At 38.1% G+C, this 24,947-nt stretch carries 28 protein-coding genes and 1 riboswitch; of the genes, 24 read left to right on the top strand and 4 right to left on the bottom strand.

The window, feature by feature from the left end; genetic code table 11:
- The first annotated feature begins 44 nt into the window (after positions 1 to 44).
- The 4 genes from NSU19_RS12490 (at position 45) to NSU19_RS12475 (ending at position 2,618) form a co-directional block, all read left to right on the top strand.
- On the top strand, positions 45 to 629 hold the full coding sequence (locus NSU19_RS12490; protein ID WP_339196754.1) for a cob(I)yrinic acid a,c-diamide adenosyltransferase: 585 nt from the start codon (positions 45 to 47) through the stop codon (positions 627 to 629).
- A gap of 92 nt (positions 630 to 721) precedes the next feature.
- The gene (sigX, locus tag NSU19_RS12485; RefSeq protein ID WP_094246152.1) at positions 722 to 1,312 is read left to right on the top strand and encodes an RNA polymerase sigma factor SigX; all 591 of its coding nucleotides are present in this window, start codon (positions 722 to 724) and stop codon (positions 1,310 to 1,312) included.
- Complete coding sequence (locus tag NSU19_RS12480; protein WP_339196752.1) at positions 1,287 to 2,399, top strand: GerMN domain-containing protein; 1,113 nt, start codon at positions 1,287 to 1,289, stop codon at positions 2,397 to 2,399. The genes sigX and NSU19_RS12480 overlap by 26 nt, the downstream gene beginning before the upstream one ends.
- 84 nt (positions 2,400 to 2,483) lie before the next feature.
- Positions 2,484 to 2,618: a hypothetical protein gene (locus NSU19_RS12475; protein WP_261308724.1), complete on the top strand. Its 135-nt coding sequence runs from the start codon at positions 2,484 to 2,486 to the stop codon at positions 2,616 to 2,618.
- Here the strand turns inward: NSU19_RS12475 and serA are convergent.
- Both serA and NSU19_RS12465 read right to left on the bottom strand, forming a co-directional pair.
- A complete protein-coding gene (serA, locus tag NSU19_RS12470; protein ID WP_066247685.1) occupies positions 2,609 to 4,180 on the bottom strand; it encodes a phosphoglycerate dehydrogenase in 1,572 nt (523 codons plus the stop codon). The genes NSU19_RS12475 and serA overlap by 10 nt on opposite strands.
- 170 nt (positions 4,181 to 4,350) lie before the next feature.
- Positions 4,351 to 4,848 (bottom strand): inorganic diphosphatase, encoded by a 498-nt coding sequence (locus NSU19_RS12465; protein ID WP_339196749.1) that lies wholly within the window; start codon positions 4,846 to 4,848, stop codon positions 4,351 to 4,353.
- A 141-nt stretch (positions 4,849 to 4,989) separates the two neighbouring features.
- Positions 4,990 to 5,141, top strand: a riboswitch (FMN riboswitch).
- A gap of 196 nt (positions 5,142 to 5,337) precedes the next feature.
- On the opposite strand from NSU19_RS12465, the gene NSU19_RS12460 reads away from it, so the two are divergent.
- A complete protein-coding gene (locus NSU19_RS12460) occupies positions 5,338 to 5,880 on the top strand; it encodes an ECF transporter S component (protein WP_232515771.1) in 543 nt (180 codons plus the stop codon).
- A gap of 139 nt (positions 5,881 to 6,019) precedes the next feature.
- On the opposite strand, the gene NSU19_RS12455 is transcribed toward NSU19_RS12460, so the two are convergent.
- Entirely contained in the window at positions 6,020 to 6,268 is a 249-nt protein-coding gene (locus NSU19_RS12455) for a ferredoxin (RefSeq protein ID WP_063388618.1), read from the bottom strand.
- Between the two features lie 274 nt (positions 6,269 to 6,542).
- On the opposite strand from NSU19_RS12455, the gene NSU19_RS12450 reads away from it, so the two are divergent.
- From NSU19_RS12450 to NSU19_RS12415, 8 genes are all read left to right on the top strand, one after another.
- The gene (locus NSU19_RS12450) at positions 6,543 to 7,604 is read left to right on the top strand and encodes a helix-turn-helix domain-containing protein (protein ID WP_339196747.1); all 1,062 of its coding nucleotides are present in this window, start codon (positions 6,543 to 6,545) and stop codon (positions 7,602 to 7,604) included.
- The gene (locus NSU19_RS12445) at positions 7,601 to 9,097 is read left to right on the top strand and encodes an ATP-dependent DNA helicase RecQ (protein WP_339196744.1); all 1,497 of its coding nucleotides are present in this window, start codon (positions 7,601 to 7,603) and stop codon (positions 9,095 to 9,097) included. Before NSU19_RS12450 ends, NSU19_RS12445 begins: the two co-directional genes overlap by 4 nt.
- A 4-nt stretch (positions 9,098 to 9,101) precedes the next feature.
- On the top strand, positions 9,102 to 9,725 hold the full coding sequence (locus tag NSU19_RS12440) for a CPBP family intramembrane glutamic endopeptidase (protein WP_063388615.1): 624 nt from the start codon (positions 9,102 to 9,104) through the stop codon (positions 9,723 to 9,725).
- Entirely contained in the window at positions 9,700 to 10,350 is a 651-nt protein-coding gene (locus NSU19_RS12435; protein WP_157728008.1) for a LysM peptidoglycan-binding domain-containing protein, read from the top strand. Before NSU19_RS12440 ends, NSU19_RS12435 begins: the two co-directional genes overlap by 26 nt.
- Positions 10,351 to 10,420: 70 nt before the next feature.
- A complete protein-coding gene (locus NSU19_RS12430; protein ID WP_063388613.1) occupies positions 10,421 to 10,873 on the top strand; it encodes a DUF2663 family protein in 453 nt (150 codons plus the stop codon).
- A 130-nt stretch (positions 10,874 to 11,003) separates the two neighbouring features.
- Entirely contained in the window at positions 11,004 to 11,585 is a 582-nt protein-coding gene (locus tag NSU19_RS12425; protein WP_063388612.1) for a genetic competence negative regulator, read from the top strand.
- A 236-nt stretch (positions 11,586 to 11,821) separates the two neighbouring features.
- Positions 11,822 to 13,078, top strand: a complete 1,257-nt coding sequence (locus NSU19_RS12420) for a Glu/Leu/Phe/Val dehydrogenase (protein ID WP_063388611.1) — start codon at positions 11,822 to 11,824, stop codon at positions 13,076 to 13,078.
- A gap of 90 nt (positions 13,079 to 13,168) precedes the next feature.
- A complete protein-coding gene (locus tag NSU19_RS12415) occupies positions 13,169 to 14,137 on the top strand; it encodes a YpdA family putative bacillithiol disulfide reductase (RefSeq protein WP_066247690.1) in 969 nt (322 codons plus the stop codon).
- 249 nt (positions 14,138 to 14,386) lie between these two features.
- On the opposite strand, the gene NSU19_RS12410 is transcribed toward NSU19_RS12415, so the two are convergent.
- Positions 14,387 to 15,355 carry an asparaginase gene (locus tag NSU19_RS12410; protein ID WP_339193011.1) on the bottom strand — a complete coding sequence of 323 codons (969 nt, stop codon included), beginning with the start codon at positions 15,353 to 15,355 and terminating at the stop codon, positions 14,387 to 14,389.
- 223 nt (positions 15,356 to 15,578) lie between these two features.
- On the opposite strand from NSU19_RS12410, the gene prsW reads away from it, so the two are divergent.
- The 11 genes from prsW (at position 15,579) to NSU19_RS12355 (ending at position 24,794) form a co-directional block, all read left to right on the top strand.
- On the top strand, positions 15,579 to 16,250 hold the full coding sequence (gene prsW / locus NSU19_RS12405; protein ID WP_066251976.1) for a glutamic-type intramembrane protease PrsW: 672 nt from the start codon (positions 15,579 to 15,581) through the stop codon (positions 16,248 to 16,250).
- Positions 16,251 to 16,342: 92 nt separating this feature from the next.
- The gene (gene sleB / locus NSU19_RS12400; protein WP_094246145.1) at positions 16,343 to 17,296 is read left to right on the top strand and encodes a spore cortex-lytic enzyme; all 954 of its coding nucleotides are present in this window, start codon (positions 16,343 to 16,345) and stop codon (positions 17,294 to 17,296) included.
- 14 nt (positions 17,297 to 17,310) lie between these two features.
- Positions 17,311 to 18,654 carry a germination protein YpeB gene (ypeB, locus tag NSU19_RS12395; protein ID WP_339196741.1) on the top strand — a complete coding sequence of 448 codons (1,344 nt, stop codon included), beginning with the start codon at positions 17,311 to 17,313 and terminating at the stop codon, positions 18,652 to 18,654.
- Positions 18,655 to 18,748: 94 nt separating this feature from the next.
- A complete protein-coding gene (locus tag NSU19_RS12390) occupies positions 18,749 to 19,396 on the top strand; it encodes a flagellar brake domain-containing protein (protein WP_066251971.1) in 648 nt (215 codons plus the stop codon).
- 44 nt (positions 19,397 to 19,440) lie between these two features.
- On the top strand, positions 19,441 to 19,626 hold the full coding sequence (locus NSU19_RS12385; RefSeq protein WP_232515564.1) for a DUF5359 family protein: 186 nt from the start codon (positions 19,441 to 19,443) through the stop codon (positions 19,624 to 19,626).
- Positions 19,627 to 19,705: 79 nt separating this feature from the next.
- Entirely contained in the window at positions 19,706 to 20,377 is a 672-nt protein-coding gene (cmk, locus tag NSU19_RS12380) for a (d)CMP kinase (protein WP_063388604.1), read from the top strand.
- Between the two features lie 3 nt (positions 20,378 to 20,380).
- On the top strand, positions 20,381 to 20,965 hold the full coding sequence (locus tag NSU19_RS12375; protein ID WP_066251969.1) for a lysophospholipid acyltransferase family protein: 585 nt from the start codon (positions 20,381 to 20,383) through the stop codon (positions 20,963 to 20,965).
- Between the two features lie 150 nt (positions 20,966 to 21,115).
- Positions 21,116 to 22,261, top strand: coding sequence for a 30S ribosomal protein S1 (rpsA, locus tag NSU19_RS12370; RefSeq protein WP_130156170.1), 1,146 nt, complete (start codon positions 21,116 to 21,118; stop codon positions 22,259 to 22,261).
- Positions 22,262 to 23,119: 858 nt separating this feature from the next.
- Positions 23,120 to 23,716, top strand: a complete 597-nt coding sequence (locus NSU19_RS12365; protein ID WP_063388601.1) for a hypothetical protein — start codon at positions 23,120 to 23,122, stop codon at positions 23,714 to 23,716.
- Positions 23,713 to 24,615 carry a YIEGIA family protein gene (locus NSU19_RS12360; protein ID WP_063388600.1) on the top strand — a complete coding sequence of 301 codons (903 nt, stop codon included), beginning with the start codon at positions 23,713 to 23,715 and terminating at the stop codon, positions 24,613 to 24,615. Before NSU19_RS12365 ends, NSU19_RS12360 begins: the two co-directional genes overlap by 4 nt.
- Positions 24,606 to 24,794, top strand: a complete 189-nt coding sequence (locus tag NSU19_RS12355) for a hypothetical protein (RefSeq protein WP_066251964.1) — start codon at positions 24,606 to 24,608, stop codon at positions 24,792 to 24,794. Before NSU19_RS12360 ends, NSU19_RS12355 begins: the two co-directional genes overlap by 10 nt.
- Positions 24,795 to 24,947: the final 153 nt, after the last annotated feature.

Raw genomic sequence — 24,947 nt, 5'->3', positions numbered from 1 at the left:
GCCGATCTTTATTGTTTCACACGTAACAGAAGGGAGGTTTGGCAATGAATTTATATACGCGTACAGGGGATCAAGGACAGACGAACGTTATTTGTGCGCGCGTCGATAAAGATGATCCAAGGGTGGAAGCTTACGGAACGATTGATGAATTGAACGCTTACATAGGCTATGCAAGGACGTTTTTAACAGATAAAGCGTTTCAAGATATTTACGAAGAGCTTGAAAAAATTCAGCATCATTTGTTTGATTGCGGATCTGACATAGCGGTTGTGTACGAAAAGCAAAAACATCCGTTTAAAACGACGGAGGATATGATCCGTTTTTTAGAGGAACGAATCGATCATTATGTGGAAGAAGCTCCTGCATTAGAAAAATTTATTTTGCCCGGAGGAACGGAGGCGGCCAGCGTTTTACATATTGCGAGAACAGTTGCCAGAAGAGCAGAGCGTTTAATCGTTTCTTTAATGAAAGAGGTTAAAATTCATCATCCGGTCCTCATTTACATGAACCGTCTGTCTGATTATTTATTTGCTGCTGCTCGGGTTGTAAATTACCGCCTAAACGTGAAGGATGTCGAATACGAACGAAGCGGGAAGGTGTTCCGGACAAATAATAGCAAAAAAAATTGACACCGAGGGTCTCTTTTATAAGACCCTTTCTTTTTTGTTTGTAACATGTCATGCGTCTCTTTCGACAAATATTTTAAACGGAGGGTATGTGCATGGATGAATCGTTTCAAAGATTATACGAAAAGTATCATCAAGATATTTTTCAGTTTTTATATTATTTGGTGAAGGATCGGGAACAAGCGGAAGATTTGGTGCATGAAGTGTATATAAAAGTTTTAAAATCATACTCGAGCTTTGAAGGACGAAGCAGTGAAAAAACATGGTTATTTTCCATTGCTCGGCATGTAGCGATTGATTTTTTTCGAAAGCAAAAAACTCTCCGTCAGCGAATAATGGAAAAATTTGATTTAGATCAAGCACAAATTGCGGATCAAGAGCCCCTCCCGGAAGAAATAGCTTTACAACGAGAAGAAATACAGATGCTATACAAAGCAATGAATGACTGTAATGTGAATCAAAGAACCGTTTTAATTTTACGGTTTATAAAAGAATTATCTGTTGCAGAAACAGCCGAGGTGTTGGGGTGGACGGAAAGCAAAGTCAAAACAACCCAGCATCGGGCTTTAAAAGTGTTAAAAAATTATATAGATAAAGCTATGAAAGAACAAGGTGTCACGAAAGATCAGGGAGCTATGACAGAACAGGAGGTAGTTTCAAGTGAAAAACTCTCTGTGGAGCGATGAACAAATCAAAAAATGGATAAGCGAGTTTCCAAAAGTAGAAGATTCCCGCAGTTCATTCGAGATTTGGAACAATATTACCGAGAAAAAAAGAAAAAGAACAATATTGAAATTCATTGTTCCATCAGCTTCGATTGTTGCTTTGACAGCAGCCGTCACTTTTGTAGTTTTTCCGCTAAGCAACAGCAAAAATGAACAAACCCAATATTCATACAACAAAAAGGCCGAAAACGCAGGAAACAGTCATTTAACCGAAAGTCAAACGATGGAGGCTTCGCCGAAGTATCGTTCCATAGTTCCAAATTCTTCAACTGAACAAATTATCACAGTAGGGCTTTTAGATGAAAGCAAACAGCATGTCGTTCCTCTAAGCTTTAAAGGAAATCAATTCGAGCCTGCCGTCAAGCAAATAAATGACGTCTTAAACAAGATCGATGTGAAACGTTTCAATCTTTCAGCTTTTGCCTTTCAAGATGCAGACATTTATGAAAGCAAAAGCCGAAGTGACGAGGTGATCATAAATTTTGAAAAATTGAATATAAAAGACCGTTTCCATAATGAACAAAATTTTAAAGAAGTATTAAAAGAAACATTTCGGTGGCAAAATTATAAAAAGGTGCGCTTATTTACAAATGAAAAGCAGCATGTTCCTTCTGAGCATTTTGTTTCCGAATTTCAAATAAAGAAGCTGCTGAAAAAAGCCTATTTCTTGTTTTTTCCTAAAAATAGCAGCAATCCTTTGCTCGTTCCATCAAAAAATGAATATGAAACAATTGAAGAGGCAATGAATGCCATGCAAAAAGGTAAGGAAGACGGGCTTGAACCTTCCATTAATAATTCCGTTAAAATTAAGCAATTGAAAAAGGATGATGAGCTGCTTACGGTCACTTTTGAAAATGCTTCAAAAATGAAAAACACAGAGCATACTGAAGTTATGCTGGAAGCGATTTTAATGACAGCGAAAGAATTCGGCTTTAAGAAAGTGAAGTTCGAAGGCTTTGATGCGAAAAAAATCGGAAATATTGATATTTCAAAACCGGTGGAAGTGCCTTTTTCGCCTAATTTTATTGACCTGAAAGTTGATGCATAGCAAAAGGAACGGAAATAGGTCTAAACATAAAGACACCATCATAAATATTGAGAATGTACGAAAGGAGGAAAGGAGGATGAACGGATGCTGGATTTAATGCGGAGGCTGGGTATTGCCCTAATTATGGGGCTTTTCATCGGTCTTTTGTTTTTGGGAGGATTAAAAACAGAGGAGCCAGGAGAGATAAGCCCTCCCAGCACCTTTAAATATTATAAATGAATAGTTTTGGCAGAAACGATGTCATCGAACTGGACTAACGCTTCAATAAGCTGATCATCAATCAGTTTATCACAAGTTAAAACCATGATTGCTTCGCCGCCGATGTTTTTACGTCCAACCTGCATTGTTGCGATGTTTACGCCATGGTCGCCCAGTACTTTTCCGACGCGTCCAATAACACCTGGTTTATCGATGTGTTCTACATATAATACTTCCCCTGCCGGGTAAAAATCGATATCGAAACCGTTTAAATCAACAATTCGTTCACCGTAGTTTGGAATATACGTTGCTTTTACGGAAAAAGTCCGATGATCTCCATCTACTTGAACAGCGATGCAATTTGCATATCCAGAACCGTTTGAAGCAATTTTTTCGCTGAAGCTGATGCCGCGTTCTTTGGCGATGAGGCCAGCATTCACTTCGTTAACAGTTGAATCAACCCGTTCTCCTAAAAATCCAGCAAGAAATGCTTTCGTAATAAAAGATGTTTCGAGTTCAGCAACCGTTCCTTCGTAAACGATTCCGATATGTTGAACAGGTTCTTTCATGTATTGAGAAGCAAGCTGACCCAATTTTTTGGCCAATTTATAAAACGGCTGTATTTTGTCAAATATATCTTTTGTTAATGTTGGTAGATTAATAGAATTTGTAACAGGTTTTCCATTTAAAAATTTTAATACTTCTTCAGCAACTTGAGAGGCAACGTTTAATTGGGCCTCTTTCGTTGATGCTCCAAGATGCGGTGTAGCAATGACCTGTTCAAAATCAAGCAGCTTCCGATTTACTGGAGGCTCGACTTCAAATACATCAAGAGCAACGCCTTTCACATGTCCAATTTCTAAATAATGAATTAATGCTTCTTCATCGATGATGCCGCCCCGGGCGCAGTTTAATAAATAAACTCCTTTTTTCGTTTTTCCGATATTTTCCTTTCCTAATAAACCTCTTGTTTCTTTTGTCAATGGTGTATGAACAGTAATGATATCAGCTTGCGCTAAAACTTCATCGAGCTTGCAGCTGTTTACTCCCAATTTTTGCGCCCGGTCTTTTGTTAAAAATGGATCAAACACTAAGACGTTCATTCCAAAAGCTTTTGCTCTTTTGGCAATTTCGCTGCCGATTCGTCCTAAACCGATGATTCCTAAGCTTTTGCCGTATAGCTCAGTACCGAGAAAGGCGGAGCGGTTCCATTCACCTGATTTAACGGAAACATTTGCTTGTGGAATATGACGAACAAGCGATGCCATCATGGCAAATGTATGCTCGGCAGTTGAAATCGTATTTCCGTCAGGTGCATTAATCACGACAACTCCGTATTTTGTCGCTGCTTCAACATCGATATTATCGACTCCGACGCCTGCTCTTGCAACAATTTTTAAATTTGTCATTTTTTGAAGCAGTTCTTCTGTTACTTTCGTTGCACTGCGGACGAGCAGAGCATCATATTTTTCCAGGTCGTCAACTTCACTTACTTTTTTCTGAACGACATTGATGTTTTCATCGTTCAATAATGGTGCTAATCCATCGCTTGATATTGAGTCAGAAACAAGAACATGAAACATTTTCTAAGATCCCCCTAGTGAACGAATTAAAAATGAAAACAAAATTTCTGATTATTTTATCTTAACTGGTCTATGTTGTCAAGGTTCAAAACTTTACAGTTTGAAAACGTTTACTGTGTGTAAAAAGGGAAAAAGAGAGTTGCTTCTGAAGAAACAGCTCTCTTTTTTGTTTAATTGTTAGATTCATTGTATCGTGCGATACATTCGTCAATTAGTTTTGCCGCTGCTTCAGGTCCTTCCCAGCTGCCGATCTCTGTTCGTTTTCCTTCCAAATCTTTGTAACGTTCAAAGAAATGGGCAATTTCTTTTAATTTGTGCTCCGGCAGATCTTCAATCGATTGAACATGATCAAAACGAGGATCATCTACAGGAACGCCGATTAATTTTGCATCTTCTTCACCGTTGTCGATCATGTTTAAATAGCCAATGACACGCGATTCTATGACGCATCCAGGGAAAGTCGGATTGGTGACGATTACGAGAATGTCAAGAGGATCTCCGTCAAGTGCTAAAGTATTTTCTAAATAACCGTACTCTGCAGGGTAAAACATAGGCGAATAAAGAACTCGGTCTAGTTTAAAAACGCCTTTTTCCTTGTCATATTCATATTTGTTTTGGCTTCCTGTCGGAATTTCAATAAAAGCTTCGACAACTTTATTGTTTGCCATCGACAAAATCCTCCTTTATTATGTATGCCTTTTTATTATAGAGGATGTAAAAAATATTGGCAATTGTAGAAAAAAGACAATGAAATAAAATAAGTTTCTTTTTTTTTTATTATTGTATATAATGAAGATAAAAAAATATGGATTCATCTTCGGGGCAGGGTGAAATTCCCGACCGGCGGTGATAAAAGCTTTTAAGCTTTTTTAGCCCGTGACCCGTAAAGGTGTTTTTCCTTTACGGTGGATCTGGTGAGAATCCAGAGCCGACAGTATAGTCTGGATGGGAGAAGATGAGGGTTCAGGCGTTTCAAAAAATATGATCATTGAAACGTTTATTTTGACCTGCTTACAATTCTCCCTCTGCGTCAATGTAGAGGGTTTTTTTATTGAAGCAGGAGATGGACCCTTCCTTCTTTTCAAGATGGATCACAGAAAGAAAAGGAGAGAAGGACTGTGTTAAAAACAAAGGCATTTAAACTTGTTTTTGTAGGAATGTTGAGCGGGATTTCCTACTTGCTTATGGCTCTTAACTTTCCGCTTCCGGGACTTCCGGCATTTTTAAAAATTGATTTCAGCGAAATTCCTGCTATGCTGGCGACGATTTTATTAGGGCCGATTGCAGGATTGGCTGTAGAAGCGATTAAAAATACGCTTCATTACATCATTCAAGGAAGCGCGACAGGAGTTCCGATTGATCAGTTGGCAAATTTCTTGGCTGGATTGTTTTTCCTTTTGCCGTTTGCATTCGTGTTTCAAAAAATTCGTTCGATGAAAGGGGTTCTTTTCGGTTTAGCTGCCGGGACCATTTCGATGTCAGTAGCCATGAGCTTATTGAACTATTATTTCATTTTGCCGGCATATACACTGTTTTTAAATATGCCGCAAATGTCGATTGCAGAAGTGAAGCAAGTCATTATTGCCGGGATTTTGCCTTTTAACCTCATTAAAGGAACAATTATTGCCATTGTCTTTTTAATGATTTACGGCAGAATCAAAGAATGGCTTCAACATAAATTTAACGTGCAAAATGCATAAATTTATATGCGAGCAAAAAAGCGGAGATCAGCCGTTATGATGTTTTCGCATCATCACGGTGCTCCGAATTATGATACACAAAACCCCCACAGAAATTCGTTTTTCCGTGGGGGTTGTTCTTTTAAAGCTGATGAAACAGCTATTCAAATTTTAAAGGATCGCCGTCAAAGGGTTCATCGGCAATTTTAATGGAATCTGTTGGGCAACCTTCAAAAGCATCCATTAAATCATCTTCTAAAACTTCTGGAACTTCAACCGTCCCTTGGTTATCATCTAGAATAACGTATGCGATTCCTTCGTCGTCATAATCATAAATATCTGGCGCTGCTGCCCCACATGCACCACATGCAATGCATGTTTCTTTGTCAACGATTGTATATTTTGGCATTGTCTAACCTCCTGTATAAATGAAATGAGTAGAAGTCATAAAAGAGAAAGAAACATTTATCTTCCACTTCAGAATGTTTTATATAATAATCAGAATACCACATAATTATTGTAAGATGGAATATTAAACATTTCAATAAAAAAAGATGAAATGTCATAGTATTTCGATAAACTTACTTAAATCAAATCATTCATTATATATTTTTCGACAATTATTGGATAAATTTTGATAAAATAAGGATTGAACAGAAGGTTTCAATTTTTAAGGTGATCAAATGCCTCTCTCTTATTTGGAAGGAATCATCCTTTATTGTTTTCAACAGCTCAAATGCGAGCGATCGAAAGCAGCTGTTTTTCATTTATTAAAAGGAAAAAAATCTTCTCAAACGATTCAAGATAGCATTATTTTTCATTTATCGAACTTATTTGGCATTTGCCGTGAGCTCGAGCTTGAAGAATATAATCACTTGTTAAACAGATTGGTTCAGCTGTCATATGTCAAACAAGTAAAAGGCGAGTTTTATATGGTCACAATGAACGGCGAACGGGTGCTGCAAGAATTTTTGTCAGAAAAACCGTTTCCTGATAAGCTGGATGGGGCCACCTACAATGATATAGGAAAAATTTTTTGGCAGCGTTTATCTTTATTTGTTCAAACGGTTTCCCATCTAGTTTATAACCATTCGAAATTTTTACCTATAACAAATAATGGTCAGCTGTTGCATTTTGTCAAAACATACATATTACAGATGAAAGAGACAAAGAAAAATATCGGAAATCGAACGTTTTTGGAAATGAACCGTTTGCTTGAATGTTTAGATGAAAAGGGAGCTATCTTAGTTGTCAATCGTTTGTCCGGCTTTAAAAAAAATGGAATCACCTTTGAACAGCTTGCAGCAGCTGCGAATGAAGATCCTTTTTATTTGAAGCTTATGTTTCAAGCTGCCGTCATTCAAATGGTGAACGAATTGCAAAAACGTTCTGATCAATATCCGATATTATTCGGTCTTTTAAGAGATTTGATAAAAAAACACCCGCTAACCGCATCGGCGGAAAAAACGTACCGCTTGTTGGCGGAGGGGTTGGGCATTGATGAAATTGCAGCAGTCCGAAAGCTTAAAAGAAATACGATTGAGGACCATATTGTTGAGATTGCTTTAAACATGCACGATTTTGCCTTCGAACCTTATGTAAGCAAAGAAGATGTGGTCAAAATCGGGCAAGCGATTGAAAAGCTGCAAACAAACAAGCTGAAAAAAGTTAAAGAATATCTTCAAGATCAATACAGCTATTTTCAAATTCGGCTGGCAATGGCTGCAATAAGGAGATGGCAATGACGAAAGATCTTTTTACTTTGCTGAAGGAAAAATTCGGTTATTCAAGCTTTAAAACAGGCCAAAAGGAAATAATTGAAGATGTTATTAGCGGACATGACGTAGTTGCCATGCTTCAGACAGGCGGTGGAAAATCATTGTGCTATCAGCTTTCTGGCTATTGTTTACAAGGTGCTGTATTAATAGTGTCTCCGCTATTGTCGCTCATGCAAGACCAGGAACAGCAGATGAAAATGTTTGGAGAAAAAAGAGTCATTGCATTAAACAGCTTTTTAACCCGATATGAAAAAGAAAAAGCTTTCCGGCAATTGCACCGTTACAAATTTATATTTTTATCGCCTGAAATGTTTAAATCAAAAAGGCTATTGGATGCATTGGCGCAAATCCAAATATCTTTATTTGTCGTCGATGAAGCGCATTGCATTTCACAGTGGGGACATGATTTTCGGCCTGACTATTTAAAGCTCGGAAAGGTAAGGGAGATGATCGGTTCTCCCCCTTGTTTGGCGATGACCGCCACAGCCACTAAAGAAGTGCTGAACGATATCGCGAAATGCTTGCATTTAACCGATGCAACATTTCATATTCATTCTATTGACAGGCAAAACGTTGCCATTAATGTTGAAGCCGTAAGCAGCCAAGAGGAAAAATTGGAGCGATTAGCCGAATGGCTGAAAATGTTAGAAGGGCCGGGTATCATTTATTGCTCCACAAGAAAGTGGGCGGAAGAGCTTGCCAGATGGATTGAACAAAAGGGAATGACAAATGCGGCTTATTATCATGGCGGAATGGAATATGAAGATAGAATGTTGATTCAACAGCAATTTTTAAATGACGAACTTTCGGTTATAACGGCGACAAATGCTTTTGGAATGGGAATAAACAAAAAAGACGTTCGATTTGTCATCCATTTCCATTATCCTGCTGACATGGAATCATACGTACAAGAAATAGGCCGGGCAGGAAGAGATGGAAACCAAAGCATTGCAATTGCACTTGTACCAAAGGGTGACGAGGAGTTTCCCCGGTCGATAATACGTTCTGAATTTCCTGAAAAAAAAGAGATTGAGTTGATTGTAAAAACGATTCGGTTAAAGGGAAGCTTTGATTTAACAGAAGAAGAGTGGAGCAGCTTCGGCTTGTCTGATGTACAGAGGAGATTTTTACAATATAATTTCCAAATGTTGGATGAAAACATGTATCATTGGACGACTGATCAGATCGTAAATTATGTATGGAGCAAGATTGAAGATCGAATGAAAATGAAATTTAAAAAATTAGCCGACATGGAAGCATTTTTACGAGCAAAAGCATGCAGGCGGAACATGATTTTAAGCTATTTTCAGGAAAAACCTTCAACAAAGGTTTCGATTTGCTGCGACAATTGCGGAATAAACGATCGTTTTTTTATCCGAAAAAAAATTCATTCATCCCAGCCAATGATAAAGTGGGATTGGAAGCAAGAATTAAAAAGGCTGTTTCGTCAAAGTGGGTGAAGGCGTGATTAAAAGACAAGAAGAATTGATAAAGAACATGACCGATCGAGAGCTTTTATTTCATCTCATGGTCACTCAGTCGCTATTTCTTCTTATATCGATTATTTTAGGGTTCATTTTTTTTGACCGTGCGGAGGATTTTTTTCAATTATGGGAATTGAGTTGGGAAACGATAGCTGTTGGCTTGCTTGCAACAGTTATCGTTCTGCTCATTGATTTGGTAATTATGAAATGGGCGCCAAAAAGCTGGTACGATGATGGAGGAATCAATGAAAAACTGTTTCAAAACAGAAGCTTGCCGGAAATTTTTTGGATGACCCTTATCGTTGCTTTTGCGGAAGAAATATTGTTTCGCGGGGTTCTGCAAACCCATTTCGGACTGTTTATCGCCAGTTTGATCTTTGCCTTCATGCATTTTCGTTATCTTTCAAAATGGCTGTTATTTGCAACGGTTTTGTTCGTCAGTTTTTTTCTCGGAGTGATATTTGAACTGACTGAGAATATTTTAACAACAATTTTCGCTCATTTTCTTATCGACTTTGTATCGGCAGTGCAAATTCGCTTTCAATATTTGAAAAATAGTAAAGGCGATGGGAGGGACGATGAAGAAGATGACAAGTCCGTATGAACATGACCAAGCTGAGCGTTTAAGGGAAAAAATGATTGATGAAATAAAAGAGAGAACGGGGACATATCCGTCTCGGAGTGAAGTGCATAAAAAAAGGCGGAAGAAAAAAAAGAAAATGAACTATCCGCTTTTGCGTATTCTCGTCTTTCTTTTTATATTAGTGCCAGTCGTTGTTTTATTTTTAACTTCTTATTTAGAACGAAATCAATCAAACCGCAGCGGGGAAAATCTTTCAGATTTTGACTCTGTAATTATTAAAAATAATAGCGGGAAGTCTGTTCAAGAAGAGAGAGTGGAAGAAAATAATTCCTCTAACTCAGACAAAGAAGAAGGAAATCAGAATGAACAGGAAGCTTCTCCAACGACTGAAGAACAATCCTCTTCCAACAGCACAAGAGACGAAACCCGAAAAGAAATTTCTGGAAATGAAAGCGATGGAAACATGGAAGAGAACAGACGCATCATTACTCATGTTGTCCAGCCGAACGAAACGCTGTATAAAATCTCGATGAAGTATTATAAAAGCCGAAATGGCGAAGAGCTTATTCGAGAATGGAATCATCTTCAAGATTCCAACATTTATGTCGGACAAGTTTTAAAAATCCCTTTAGATAATCCCCAATAACTAAAAAATTTTCATATTTGAAAAAGATCATGCATAACTTGTACAAAAAACTTTGGGGGATTTTAAACGAATGGAAAGGCAAATTAAAGATCTGCCCTATACAGATCAACCTACCAAGCATATGCTGCAAGGGCTCATTGAGCGTAAAAGAGAATTCGAAACATATAAACAGAAATGTTTGGTTTGGCAAATAATTACATTTGTGGAAGTGATCATTTTTATAGTGTTTATTTATTTCAACGTATATCAACGATTGGAAACAGATCTTTTGTTTGTTTTATTCTATTTTTTTCAATCATCACACTTATTCGCCGTTTTGCTGATTGCATTCAGCTATTCAACAGCCGTTTATTTTAAAAAGAAAGAAGAAAAAGCGGAAAAAGAATATCATGAGCTTAGATGGGAAATTATTGATAAAAGCACTGATTTTTGGAAAAGCGAAGAAGAGTGGATGAATCGCGACAAGGTTTTTTCTGTTATGAAAAAAGAATTTGATATTAATCTCTATTATAAAACGAAATAAAAATGTGATTTGTGAGTAAAAATGCTTGTCTTCACCCCCTCGTAATTGTAAACTGTTTACTAACTAAAGAACCATCTTTTAGAATCAACATACAATATCGTATGATGTATTGACGGCAGGAGGGAAGAAGATGCGGCTCGAGCGTCTTAATCATAATAAAATTAAAATTTTCCTGACTCTAGATGATTTGTCGGATCGCGGCTTAACAAAAGAAGATCTATGGAACAACTCTTTAAAAGTTCATCAGCTTTTCCGGGAAATGATCAATGAGGCAAGTGAAGAACTCGATTTTCATGCAAACGGTTCGATTGCGGTCGAGGTTTATTCACTAAAAGCACAGGGAATGGTGATCATTGTTTCCAAAAATAATGATGAAGAACTTGAAGATGAATTTTTAGATGATTATATTGAAATGCAAGTAAAAGTGGATGAACATCAAGATATATTGTATGAGTTTTTGAATTTCGAAGATGTCCTCGATCTTGCAAAAGTTCTTCAACGTTTCGAAATAACAGAAGGCGCGCTATATTCATATCAGGGACGATACTACCTGCTGTTTGATGACATCTCTAAGATTGAAACGGAGCATCTTGTTGCAATTTTAGCGGAATATGGAACGCCGACACATATGACAACTCATAGACTGCATGAATATGGAAAATTATTGATAAAGGATCACGCTGTTCGTCTTTTGAATGACTATTTTTCCTGAGGCTGACAAAACATCGCCTTTCAGCGATGTTTTATCAGCTTTTTTTGCGTAGATTTAGTATTTTATTTGATAAAAAACAAAGCGGTTTGCCGCTTTCTTTTTTTAACAAGAAATTCAGTATCCCTTTATTTTCTATGAATTAATGATTGAATTAATTTATAGAAGGTGTATACTAAGTCATGAAAGGTGGACTTTTCCTTTTCATTATTAAAGAACATATAGGAGGTTTACTTATTATGGTAGCCGAAGGCAATGACAAGCATGATGTGCTAAAAGCTACGCAAAAGGTAATACATAAAGCGTTAGGAAAACTAGGTTATCCAGAAGAGGTGTATGAATTATTAAAAGAGCCGATTCGCATGCTGACAGTGAAAATACCTGTTCGCATGGATGACGGTTCTGTTAAAATATTTACTGGCTACCGGGCGCAGCATAATGATTCTGTAGGACCTACAAAAGGAGGCGTTCGCTTCCATCCAAATGTAACTGAAAACGAGGTAAAAGCGCTTTCAATTTGGATGAGTCTAAAATGCGGAATTATTGATTTGCCTTACGGTGGTGGAAAAGGTGGAATTGTTTGTGATCCAAGAGATATGTCGTTCAGGGAATTAGAAAGATTAAGCAGAGGATATGTTCGGGCAATTAGTCAAATTGTTGGCCCTACAAAAGATATACCTGCACCTGATGTATTTACGAACTCGCAAATCATGGCTTGGATGATGGATGAATACAGCCGGATTGATGAATTTAATTCGCCAGGATTTATTACCGGCAAGCCTCTCGTTCTCGGCGGTTCACATGGCCGTGAATCGGCAACGGCAAAAGGCGTGACCATTTGCATTCGCGAAGCAGCGAAGAAGCGTGGAATTTCTTTACAAGGGGCTAGGGTCGTTGTCCAAGGATTTGGAAATGCAGGCGGTTATTTAGCAAAATTTATGCATGATGCCGGAGCAAAAGTTGTAGGTATTTCCGATGCATACGGCGGTCTGTACGATCCAGACGGACTAGACATCGATTATTTATTAGACCGGCGCGACAGCTTCGGAACTGTTACGAAATTGTTTAATGATACGATCACTAATAAAGAATTGTTAGAACTTGATTGCGAAATTTTAGTTCCTGCGGCGATTGAAAACCAAATTACAGAAGAAAATGCCCATAATATTCGGGCTCAAATTGTCGTAGAAGCAGCCAACGGTCCGACAACTGTTGAAGCCACTCAAATTTTAACGGACCGGGGAATTTTACTCGTGCCTGACGTATTGGCAAGCGCGGGAGGAGTAACGGTTTCTTATTTCGAATGGGTTCAAAATAATCAGGGCTACTATTGGTCTGAAGAAGAAGTGGAAGAAAAATTGGAAAAAATGATGGTGAAAGCATTTAACACTGTATATGAAACGGCGCAAAACAGAAGAGTAGATATGCGGCTTGCTGCATATATGGTAGGCGTAAGAAAAATGGCAGAAGCATGCAGATATCGCGGATGGGTATAATATTTGCATCGTTTTGCAGTTTCCCCTATGATAATGTAGGGGAAGTTTTTCTTTTGTCACCAGCCGCTTAATGCTATAGGAGTGATCATGATGCAAGAAGAAAAAGTGATCATTGTCGGCGGAGGTCCATGTGGACTATCGGCTGCGATCGAATTGAAGGAAAAAGGAATAAATCCTTTAGTTATTGAAAAAGGAAATATTGTTGATTCCATTTATCGCTTTCCAACACATCAAACCTTTTTCAGCACAGCAGACAGGCTTGAAATTGGCGGAGTCCCATTTATCACAGAAAACCGAAAGCCTGTCCGCAATCAAGCGCTTGCTTACTACCGGGAAGTTGTGAAGCGAAAAAATTTGCGCATTCATACATATGAAAAAGTAGAGAAGGTAGAAAAGCAGCAGGACGGAACGTTCATGGTAACGACGGAAAAAGGAAAATATCGTGCGTCATTTGTTGTGATTGCTACAGGTTATTATGATAATCCAAATTACATGAATGTTCCAGGCGAAAATCTGCCCCACGTTTTCCATTATTTTAAAGAAGCTCACCCATATTTTGATAAAGATGTCGTTGTGATCGGCGGGAAAAACTCAAGTGTTGATGCCGCGCTTGAGCTTTATAAAGCCGGGGCTAGAGTAACTGTATTGTACCGAGGAAGCGGGTATTCTTCAAGCATTAAGCCTTGGATATTGCCGGAATTTGATTCTCTTATCAAAAAAGGCTATATAAAAATGGAATTTCGGGCAGATGTAAAAGAAATTAAAAATGACTCTATTAGTTATATTGTGAACGGAACAGAAGAAAAAACTATTCCTTGTGATTTTGTCTTTGCCATGACTGGCTATCATCCAGATCATAACTTTTTGAAAAAAATGGGTGTACTTATTGATGAGCAGACAGGCAGACCTTACTACAATCCCGATACAATGGAAACGAATGTAAACGGGATTTTTATAGCCGGTGTCATCGCAGCTGGAAATGATGCGAATGAAATTTTTATCGAAAACGGCAGATTTCACGGGGAATTGATCGCAGAAGAAATTATCAAAAGAGTATAGGGGATGTCCCGAAAATAATCAAGTAGAGAAAAACAATCCGTTTTTCTCTACTTGATTTTGTTGCTTTCATAAGTTGTGGGGCCGTCCAGAAATCAAATCGCCATTGAAAACAAAAAATCATAAACACCGATATATCAACGTTTCTAACACATTAATGGGGGCGTCAATAAGCTGTAAAAACGACTTATTAGACACCCCCTTCTTGTAACATTTTTTAGTAAAATTTGTGTTGATCATCACAACAGCTTATTATTTCGAAAACATTTCTTCTATTTCAGTTAAATCGCTCGTTTTTTCTAAAGCCACTAAAAGCTTTATTCTAGCTTTTTGCCCGTTTAATCCGTTCGAAAATATAACGCCAAGCTGTTTTAAATGTTTTCCTCCGCCCTGATAATCATAGACATCCTGCACAATGCCGTTAAAACATCGTGAGACAATGACGATCGGCACTTTCTTCTCAATAAGCCGTTTCATGCCGGGTACTAAAGCCGGCGGCAAATTTCCTTGCCCTAAAGCTTCAATGACGATTCCATCCGGATTCAGTCCTTCAACTGCTTCCATTATTTTTTCATCCATGCCTGCATACGCCTTTAAAAGGAGCACATGTTTAGTGATTTTCGTTATACTATATGTTTCTTTTCTTAACGGATAGTGATGAAATGCCAGAATTTTTTTGTTCACAATACCGATCGGTCCGTATTGCGGACTTTGGAATGTAGCGATATTGCTTGTATGCGTTTTTGTGACGTTTTTTGCTGTATGAATCTCGTCATTCATGACAACTAACACACCAAGGTTTTTCGCTTCGTCGGAAGCAGCAACTTTTATGGACATCAATAAATTATATAATCCGTCTGATCCGAGTTCATTATTTGACCTCATCGCACCTGTTACAACAACCGGGATGGGAAGGTCAAGAGTCAAATCTAAAAAATAAGCTGTTTCTTCTAAAGTATCCGTTCCATGAGTGACGACGACACCGTCGATGCTTCCATTTTTGGCATGATGTTCGATTTCTTTTTTAATTTCCAGCATTTCCTTAGGAGTTATATGCGGGGAAGGCAAGTTAAAAAGCTCTTTTACGATTGTTTGTACATTGTTTGCATTCAATGAAAAATTTGTTAGAGGATTGGACCCTTCTGGTCTCACTGCACCGCTTTGCTCATCTTCCAGCATTGAAATTGTACCGCCTGTATGTAAAATCAATACTTTCTTCATCTTTTTATCCCTTTCATTAAAGTTTCATTTTTTCATGCTTATTTTTGATTTTCATTTTGTCATATACATGTTACCATTTTATCAAAAGGATGTTTTTAACAACTTACTGCTGCTCTACATGAATCATCATTTCTCATTCTTTTATTTTGTTTTATTTTAAAAGGAACATTCTAATAAATCTATACATAAATAAGGAGATACTAGAAGAAAAGAGGCTGTCATTATGATTGCGATTATTACAGCAGGCATTGCACCAGGGCTGGCAATACTTTCATATTTTTATTTGAAGGATCAATATGAAATGGAACCCCTTTACATGGTTGTTCGGACGTTTATTTTCGGTGCGCTGCTTGTTTTTCCAATTATGTTTATTGAATACGTTCTGGAAACAGAAAATGTATTTCCCTCTTCTTTTTTACAAGCTTTCTTTGCTTCGAGTTTATTGGAAGAGTTTTTTAAATGGTTTATTTTTTATTTTACAATTTACTCCCATTTTCATTTTGATGAACATTACGATGGAATCGTTTATGGTGTGTCCATCTCTCTCGGCTTTGCGACATTGGAAAATATTTTATATTTAATTGCGAACGGTGTGGAGTTTGCATTCGGGCGCGCAATTTTTCCAGTCCCAAGCCATGCATTGTTCGGTGTCATCATGGGGTATTATTTAGGAAAAAGCAAATTTTCGAATGATAGGCTTAAAAAAAGATGGCTCTTTTATTCTCTAGTTATTCCGTTTCTTTTGCACGGAACGTACAATTATATCTTGCTTTCCAATGAAGACTGGAAGTTTTGGGTCACTCCGTTTATGGTGTTTTTATGGTGGTTTGGGCTTCATAAAGCAAAAAAAGCGCGCATGGTATACAAGCAAAATATCGAAACAATATCAGGATAAAAAAATTTTTGAACCGGCATGAGCCGGTTTTTTTGTTGTATAAAATGACATCTACTACAGAAAATACATGTAACGATATAAAGTGAGGAGGCATGATGATGGGAAAAAACATGAAATATCTGCTCGCAAACGCTTTTGTTTTAATCGTTTTTCTTATTCTTTCTAACAATCAGCTGCATGTTCATGCTTTTAGCGAACAAGTGATTCAGAGAGGTGCGACAGGTGATGATGTCATTGAACTGCAGGCAAGACTTCAATATAACGGATATTATCATGGGAAAATTGATGGGGTATATGGATGGAATACTTATTGGGCAGTTAGAAAATTTCAAAATAATTTCGGACTTAAAGAAGTAGATGGTTTAGTTGGTCCTGAAACAAAACAAAAGCTTATCAATACGACAAAATATTATAAGTCTTTTGTCCACGAACAAATTCGAAAAGGCAGAGACTTTACCCATTATGGCGGAGTGCCGCTAAAAATCCAAACAGCGCCTTCTGAGGAGCTGCGCGCAAAATGGCGGAAGCAAACCGAAAAAAATCTCGCAAAAAATGTACCGCCAAAAAAACAACAAGCTGGTCAGGCTGGACAAGGGCAAAAGCAGGCTGCTCCTAAACAGCAAGCAGCCCAAAATAAACAACAAACAGGGAAATCGGTACAGCCGATGGCGGTGAATATGCCTGGAGGCTTTTCACAAAATGACTTAAATCTTTTAGCCAATGCCGTTTACGGAGAAGCCCGCGGCGAGCCTTATATTGGTCAAGTAGCAATTGCGGCAGTTATTTTAAACCGACTGAACAGCCCGACATTTCCAAATACGGTTGCTGGTGTTATTTTTGAACCGGGTGCTTTTACAGCTGTCAGCGATGGACAAATATATTTGACACCAAATGAAACAGCGAGAAAAGCGGTGATGGACGCCATTAACGGGTGGGATCCGACAGAAGAAGCTCTCTATTATTTCAATCCTGATACAGCAACAAGCCCATGGATATGGACGCGGCCGCAAATCAAGAAAATCGGAAAACACATATTCTGTGAATAGTGAGGTGATTCAATATGCTTCGAGGATTATTAATCGGGCTGCTTACAGTGGCCTTAATCGGAACAGGCTACTGGGGATATAAAGAGCATCAGGAAAAAAACGCCGTATTAATTCATGCAGAAAACAATTACCAGCGGGCTTTTCACGATCTAACCTATCAAGTGGATCAGCTTCATGACAAAATTGGCGAGACACTCGCCATGAATTCAAGAAAATCATTGTCACCGGCGCTGGCGGAAGTTTGGAGAATTACATCGGAAGCGCACAATGATGTCGGCCAGCTTCCGTTAACTCTTTTACCTTTCAATAAAACAGAGGAATTCTTGTCAAATATTGGGAAATTTAGTTATCAAACAGCAGTGAGAGATTTAAACAAAGATCCGTTAACGGATCAAGAATATGAAACGTTAAAAAAATTGTATAAAAATGCAAAAGACATACAAGACGAATTGAGAAACGTCCAGCATTTAATCTTAAAAAACAATCTGCGCTGGATGGATGTTGAACTCGCACTAGCATCAGGGCAAAAACAAATGGACAATACGATCATTGATGGATTTAAAACGGTAGAAAAAAATGTTGAAGGCTATTCCGAAACTAATTTCGGTCCAACGGCAACAGCGCTGCAAAAGCCTAAAAAAGGATTTGAACAATTAACTGGAAAGGAAATATCAGAGCAAGAAGCAAAACAAATCGCAACACGATTTGCCCCTAAAAATGTAGAACGAGTAGATGTAACAACAAATGGTAAAGGATCAAACATTCAGTTTTACAGCATTACTATGCATGATAAAGGAAATAAACATGATGTTTATATGGATATCACGAAAAAAGGCGGTCATTTAATTTATTTATTGCACAACAGAGATATTAAACAACAAAAAATCAGCTTAAATGAAGCATCCAACCGAGCAACGGAATTTTTGAAAAAGCTAAAATTTAAGGATTTAGAGCTTTATGAGAGTGCACAATATGACAACATTGGTGTTTTCACATTTGTTTCTAATTACAAAGGTGTACGTCTATATCCTGATGCAGTTCGTTTAAAGGTAGCGTTGGACAACGGAGAAATTATAGGTTATTCTGGACGTGATTATTTAGCAGCGCACAAAAAAAGAAATTTGCCGAAACCGGCTATTACAAAAGAAGAAGCGAAAAAATCAGTCCATTCTAACGTTGAAATTCAGGAGGATCGATTAGCTGTTGTGACAAATGATGCCGGCGAAGAAGTGCTGTGCTATGAATTTTTAGGAACGATTGACCAAGACACGTACCGCATTTTCATCAACGCAATGGATGGAACGGAAGAAAAAGTGGAAAAATTGCAAAGTGCTGAACCGTTATTCAGAGAAATTTAATCACAAAAGGGGAGTCGATTTTTAGGCTTTCCCTTTTTTTCATTTCATGCTTTAATAAATGTAGAGCGCTTATTACATTGAAAGAGTGGTAACGTTGATAAAAATTGGTACGATGATCACATTGGAACTTTCTGGCCAAGATCAAATACTAAAATGCAAACTTGTGGACCAAGAAGAAAACATTCTTTATATTGATTTTCCTGTAAATAGCAAGACAGGAAAAACTGTTTTCTTACCAGACGGCACCGAGCTCGTTGCAACATTTGTGAACAGCGAAAAAAAACCGTATAAATTTCGTACTAAAGTTCTTGGCAAGAAAAAAGATAACCTCCCGATGATCATGCTTCAGGCACCTGAGTATATGGAGGAGATCCAAAGGCGGCAATTTGTCAGAATCGAGACAGCCGTTGATGTAGCCATACACGCTATTAATCAGGAATTCGCCCCATTTACAACAGTTACAAACGACATAAGTGCTGGCGGCATTTCAATCATTATTCCAAACGGTGTGGACGTACCGCTAAATGAAAATATACATATTTATATGGTGCTCACGTTTATGGACGGAACGATTGAATATTATAAGGTAACAGGGAAGGCGCTCAGAGTTGTGGAAGCGGAACATCATAAGCTCGCTTCCATAGCATTTATCAATATTGATGAAAAGACACAGCAAAAATTGATTCGCTTTTGCTTTGAACAGCAGCTGCAAATGAAAAAGAAAGGAATTTTGAATGAATAGTACCGGCAAGGCTGTCCATACTATTTATAAAAAATGGCAAAAGGATGTTTTTTGTGAAGCGCTTTGAACAAATATTGATCAAATTGATCATTATACAATTCATTATGTTAATTGCCGCTCAGCTTTTTTTGCGCCATTCTGAGTTGAAGCCATATTTATCAAAAGCCGTGCAATATGAAGGTGTTGGAAACATGTCCATCTCCGAATGGGTGGAAACTATCAGCCGCTAAAAGAGCAGGAAACCCCTGCTTTTCTTTCTGTATTCCAAAAAAATAGATACATATTTTTTGAAACTAGCTAGGAGGTATTATGAGTAAAAAAATTTCCATTGCAATCGACGGTCCGGCAGCTGCCGGGAAAAGCACAGTTGCCAAAAAAATCGCAAAAGATTTAGGCTATACATACATTGATACGGGTGCGATGTACAGAGCTCTCACTTTGAAAGCTTTACAGAATGGCATTTCTTTGGAGGATGAAAAAGCGCTCACCAAGCTTTTGAATGAAATGACGATTGAACTGAAGCCGGTAAATGAAGGTCAGCAAGTGCTAGTAAACGGTGAAGACGTAACGGCGATTATCCGTTCCAATGAAGTAACAAAGCATGTTTCCACTGTTTCCAAACATCCTAATGTGCGGGAGGAAATGGTGAAAAGGCAAAAACAGCTTGCAGGAAACGGCGGCGTTGTCATGGATGGCAGGGATATCGGCACTCATGTGCTGCCGAATGCGGAGTTGAAAATATTTTTAAAAGCTTCTGTAGAGGAAAGAGCAAAAAGAAGGTATGAGGAAAATTTAAGAAAAGGTTTTACATCCGATTTAACACAATTAAAGAAAGAAATTGAAGAAAGAGATAAGCTTGATTCCACGAGGGCAACTGCCCCATTAAAAAAAGCGCCGGATGCCGTCGAAATCGATACAACTTCATTGACGATTGAAGAGGTGGCGGAATTAATTAAAGAATTGGTAAAAGAAAGGCTGTAAGAAATGGGTAAATTTTATCAATTTGCAAAGGCAATTGTTTACTGCTTTATTAAACCGCTCTTTCGGGTCGAAGTGATCGGAAAGGAACATTTTCCAATGGATGGTGCCGTGCTGCTTTGTTCCAATCATATTAATAATTTGGATCCTCCGACGATTGGTATCGTTTCACCAAGGCAGCTCCGTTTTATGGCTAAAGAGGAGCTGTTTAAAATTCCGGTTTTCAGCCTGATCGTCCGGGCATTGGGGGCGTTTCCGGTCAAAAGGGGCTTTTCCGATCGAGAGGCGTTAAGAACAGGCTTGAAAATATTAAAAGAAAGAGAAGTTTTAGCCATTTTTCCGGAAGGAACGAGAAGCAAAACAGGTGAACTCGGAAAAGGTTTGGCTGGTGCAGGTTTTTTTGCCTTAAGATCAGATTGTGTCGTCTTGCCATGCGCCGTCGTCAGTTCTTACAAACCGTTTCGGAAAACGAAAGTCATTTTCGGCCCAGCCATTGATTTTACATCTTATCGAAACAAAAAAATTTCAGCTGAAGAAGCGACCGATAAAATCATGACAGAAATTAGAAATTTGCTCGAAAAATATAGGTAATCAATGGATTTAACTTGACAAACGGAATTTTTTGTTAGAACTTATAGAAAAGAGGTATTTTTCATTCTATTTAGAGTAGCTTGTGACATACTAAATAGAATGGTACATATTTTGTTGAGTTGCTATGGCTTGACCAAGGAGGTAAATGGTATGGTAGAGGACATCAATCAAGGTGAAGTTTTTGTGCCTGAAGTGGGAGACGTTGTAGAAGGAATTGTAACAAAAGTGGAAGATAAGCAGGTGATTGTTGATATTAAAAATTGCAAACAAATGGGCATCATTCCGATTAGTGAACTGTCTAGTTTGCATATTGAAAAAGCTTCAGATGTTGTAGAGGAAAATGACAAGCTTGAACTAGCGGTCATTAAAGTTGAGGAAGAAGCAGTCATTTTATCGAAAAGCAAAGTGGCTGCGGATAAAGCTTGGGTGGAATTAGAGAGAAAATTTGAAAATAAAGAAGTATTTGAGGCAGAAGTGAAGGATGTCGTAAAAGGCGGTTTAGTGGTAGACCTGGGCGTCCGCGGATTTATTCCTGCTTCATTGGTTGAACCTCACTATGTTGAGGATTTTTCAGATTATAAAGGAAAAACATTGACATTGATGGTTGTGGAGCTAAACCGTGAAAAAAATCGAGTGATTTTGTCTCATCGTGCTGTAGTGGAAAAGGAGCAGGAAGAGAAAAAACAGCAAGTGCTTCAGTCGATTCAGCCTGGTGATGTATTGGAAGGAACAGTCCAACGTTTAGCCGATTTCGGAGCCTTTGTTGACATCGGCGGGATTGACGGTCTTGTACATATTTCTCAGATCTCTCATGCTCATGTAGATAAACCGTCAGATGTGCTTCAAGAAGGCGAAAAGGTAAAAGTGAAAGTTTTGTCTGTCGATCGGGATAATGGACGGGTTTCACTATCGATTAAAGAAACATTGCCTGGTCCATGGGAAAACATTTCTGAAAAAATCAAATCCGGTGATGTTGTCGAAGGAACTGTACAACGCCTCGTCTCATTCGGAGCTTTTGTTGAAGTTTTACCTGGAGTAGAAGGTCTTGTCCATATATCGCAAATTTCTAAAAAACATATAGGCACTCCTCAAGAAGTATTAGAAGAAGGACAAAAGGTAAAAGTAAAAGTGCTTGATGTAAACGAAGAAGAGAAACGGATTTCCTTAAGCATAAAGGAATTGGAAGATGATGGGACCGGTAGTGAAGAAGATTTTCGCAAATATCGTCCGAAAGAGGAATCGACAGGATTTCAACTAAGCGAAATGATCGGAGAGCAATTAAATAAATTAAAATAAAGACAAAGGCGATCATCACGAGCTGCCCCTTGTCAAGGTGACAGCGGAATAAAAAATGTTCTAAGCGGCTTTATCTCTATATTCCATAGGGCTGAGGCCGTTTAGTCGTTTTATGAGGGTAATTTGTATCGATTGCCAATCCTCAAACGAAATCTACGTTTCGCATTTGAGCGTTCTCCATAAAGACTCCATAAGCACCGCCCAGCATATAACGAGCTGTTTTATCATCTTCTCCACTGCTGTTCTTTTCATAAATCCTTGAGAATGATACGATGCATCCTCGCTGTAATAAGCTGTTATTGTTCGAAGCCTCGCCTAGTATATAGCTTCCATATCACTTCAATAAGCTGTATTTTGAGTTCTGCAGTATCGGTTCGATTTTTGCTAAGCTGCTCTATATCGTGATTATATGTGCGAACAAAATTCTTCGCTGCTTTTAATAAGCAAGCGATACGTCCGTTTTGCGTTCGTATCTCCATTAAAAATCAAAACTTGTGCAATTCCCATTTTGATAAACAAGTGATACATCCAGCCTGTATTCATTAGCCCACAATTTTTTTGCAGAAAAACTCCCTCCTAAAAAAACAAATAATGATTTAGAAGCCTTTTTTTATGAAAAGAAATTATACGGACATTCTGCCATTAAACAGATCGGCTTATGAGTTCTAAAAAAATAGCGAAAATTCATTTCTTGACGGGCAGTGAAATGTTTACATTTTCCTCTCACAGCAATCCATCAGCAATCAATTCTCCCACAGCCCTTTAACTGCTTTTTATACGCTTTTAGCTTTGGTTTCAAAATTTGTACGGTTAGCATCCATAAATTTTTCACATAATGGAAATAGTAGGAGGTTGGAGATGGAAGGAATATATTATTATTGGTTCATGTGGATGATTTGGGTAATTGTAACATTTTGGCTTCCAAAAACGGATGCTCGTTTTTGGCTCTCCTTTTTTATATTGTTAAATATTTTAGGAAGTGCAACGTTTATACACTTTACACAAATACATGTTGGTTTTTCGTATATCTTATTTGCTTTGCTTAGTTTTTTCATCTTGTATAGAACTAAGCGTTTATTTTATTCATTATTTTCCGTTTTGATCATTACGGTTGCCTATGCAGGAGTCAAGCTGTTTTATTTATTTGATCCTGTCTGGTTTTTACTTGACGTTCAGATGTATTTATCTATATTAGGAGTCATTTTATCCAATATGCTGAGCAAAGATTTTTTTGAAGGAATGGCATTTTTTATATTGGGGTCTTGTTACGGAGAAGCTCTTTTTTCGTCTGCAGTTTATTCTTATTATCGGCCGATTGTAATAGGCGACTTTCCTTTTCTTGATATGCTGTCAATCGGAATCTTTTCATTGCTCATATGGGCGTCATTCAAAACATTCGCTGCTTCTTTAGAACATATATTCAAAAAACATGCAAGGGAGAGGCAAGGGTCATGAATGAATACACGCTTCCTATTTTTTATGGTGTCTTCGTAGGTGTGTTAGCCCGTCTTTTTATGCTAAAAACCGATTATCGCCAATATCCAACATATTTGCACGGAAAAATTATTCATATCGCACTTGGATTTATAGCGGCGGGACTCGGCACGATTGCTGTTCCGGCCATAATGGAAAAGGAGTTTACTGCCATTACTTTTTTAACGTTGGCTGCATCGCAGTTTCGCGAAGTCCGCAACATGGAAAGAAATACACTGTCAGAGCTCGATCAATATGAGCTTGTTCCTCGGGGAAGTACATATATTGAAGGAATTGCAATCGCCTTTGAAAGCAGAAATTATTTAGTGATTTTCACATCTTTATTTGTTACGCTTGCTTATTTAATCTTTGGCTTTTGGATGGCTCTTGTGATGACGGTCGTTTGCTTTATCATTTCTAAAGTGTTAATGTCTGGAGGCACATTGAAAGATATTGTTGACATTCAATATGTAAAGCCGCATTTTGACGGTGCAGGCTTGTATGTCGATGACATTTATATTATGAATATCGGCATCCCGGAAAAACGTGAACTAGTTTTAAAATATGGCATGGGGTTTATTTTGACACCAAAATCATTTGATGCGAGAACAACGATTGCCAACATCGGACAACGTCAGGCGATTCTCCATGATGTCTCAACTGCGCTGGGCGTAAACCGCGATGCGGGTGAACCATCTTTAGTCCCATTGGCAAAACGAGATCTTGAGGATGGAAGAGTCGGCGTGTTTGTGCTTCCTCAAAAACATGATTTGGATATCGCCATTCGAGTGATCAGCAACGTGCCAACGCTTGAAAATGCCATTCGCATGCCGACGGAGTCGAAGGCAAATAGGAAAGGTGAGAAAAAACGATGGTTTTAGAGAAAGCGGTTTTAGCGGTCGTTACGACAAATGAGAAAAAAATAAAAGGCGGTGCACCTGTTTTTATTTGTGATAACCAAAAAGAAATGGATTCGATTGCAAAAAATTTAGAAGCGATTCTAGATGGAATTGCTCATGCCATAAGCGAGGAAATATATATCATTGTGAAACATTTTTAAGGCAGTTGTTCAATTTCATAAACTGCTATATAATAGGGTAGTTGGAAAAAAGCTTGGTAAAAAACTTCCGGGGCATGCCGAAAAAGGAGTTAGGCGAAAACATGCTGCGATTTCTTGAAGGCGTAGCCCCTTTAACATTATACATAGTGAAAA

It is taken from the genome of Aeribacillus sp. FSL k6-2211 (assembly GCF_037966125.1).
Taxonomy (GTDB): domain Bacteria; phylum Bacillota; class Bacilli; order Bacillales; family Aeribacillaceae; genus Aeribacillus; species Aeribacillus composti.
Note: the sequence above shows the minus strand (reverse complement) of the source record. Positions and strands in the feature narration are given on the sequence as shown.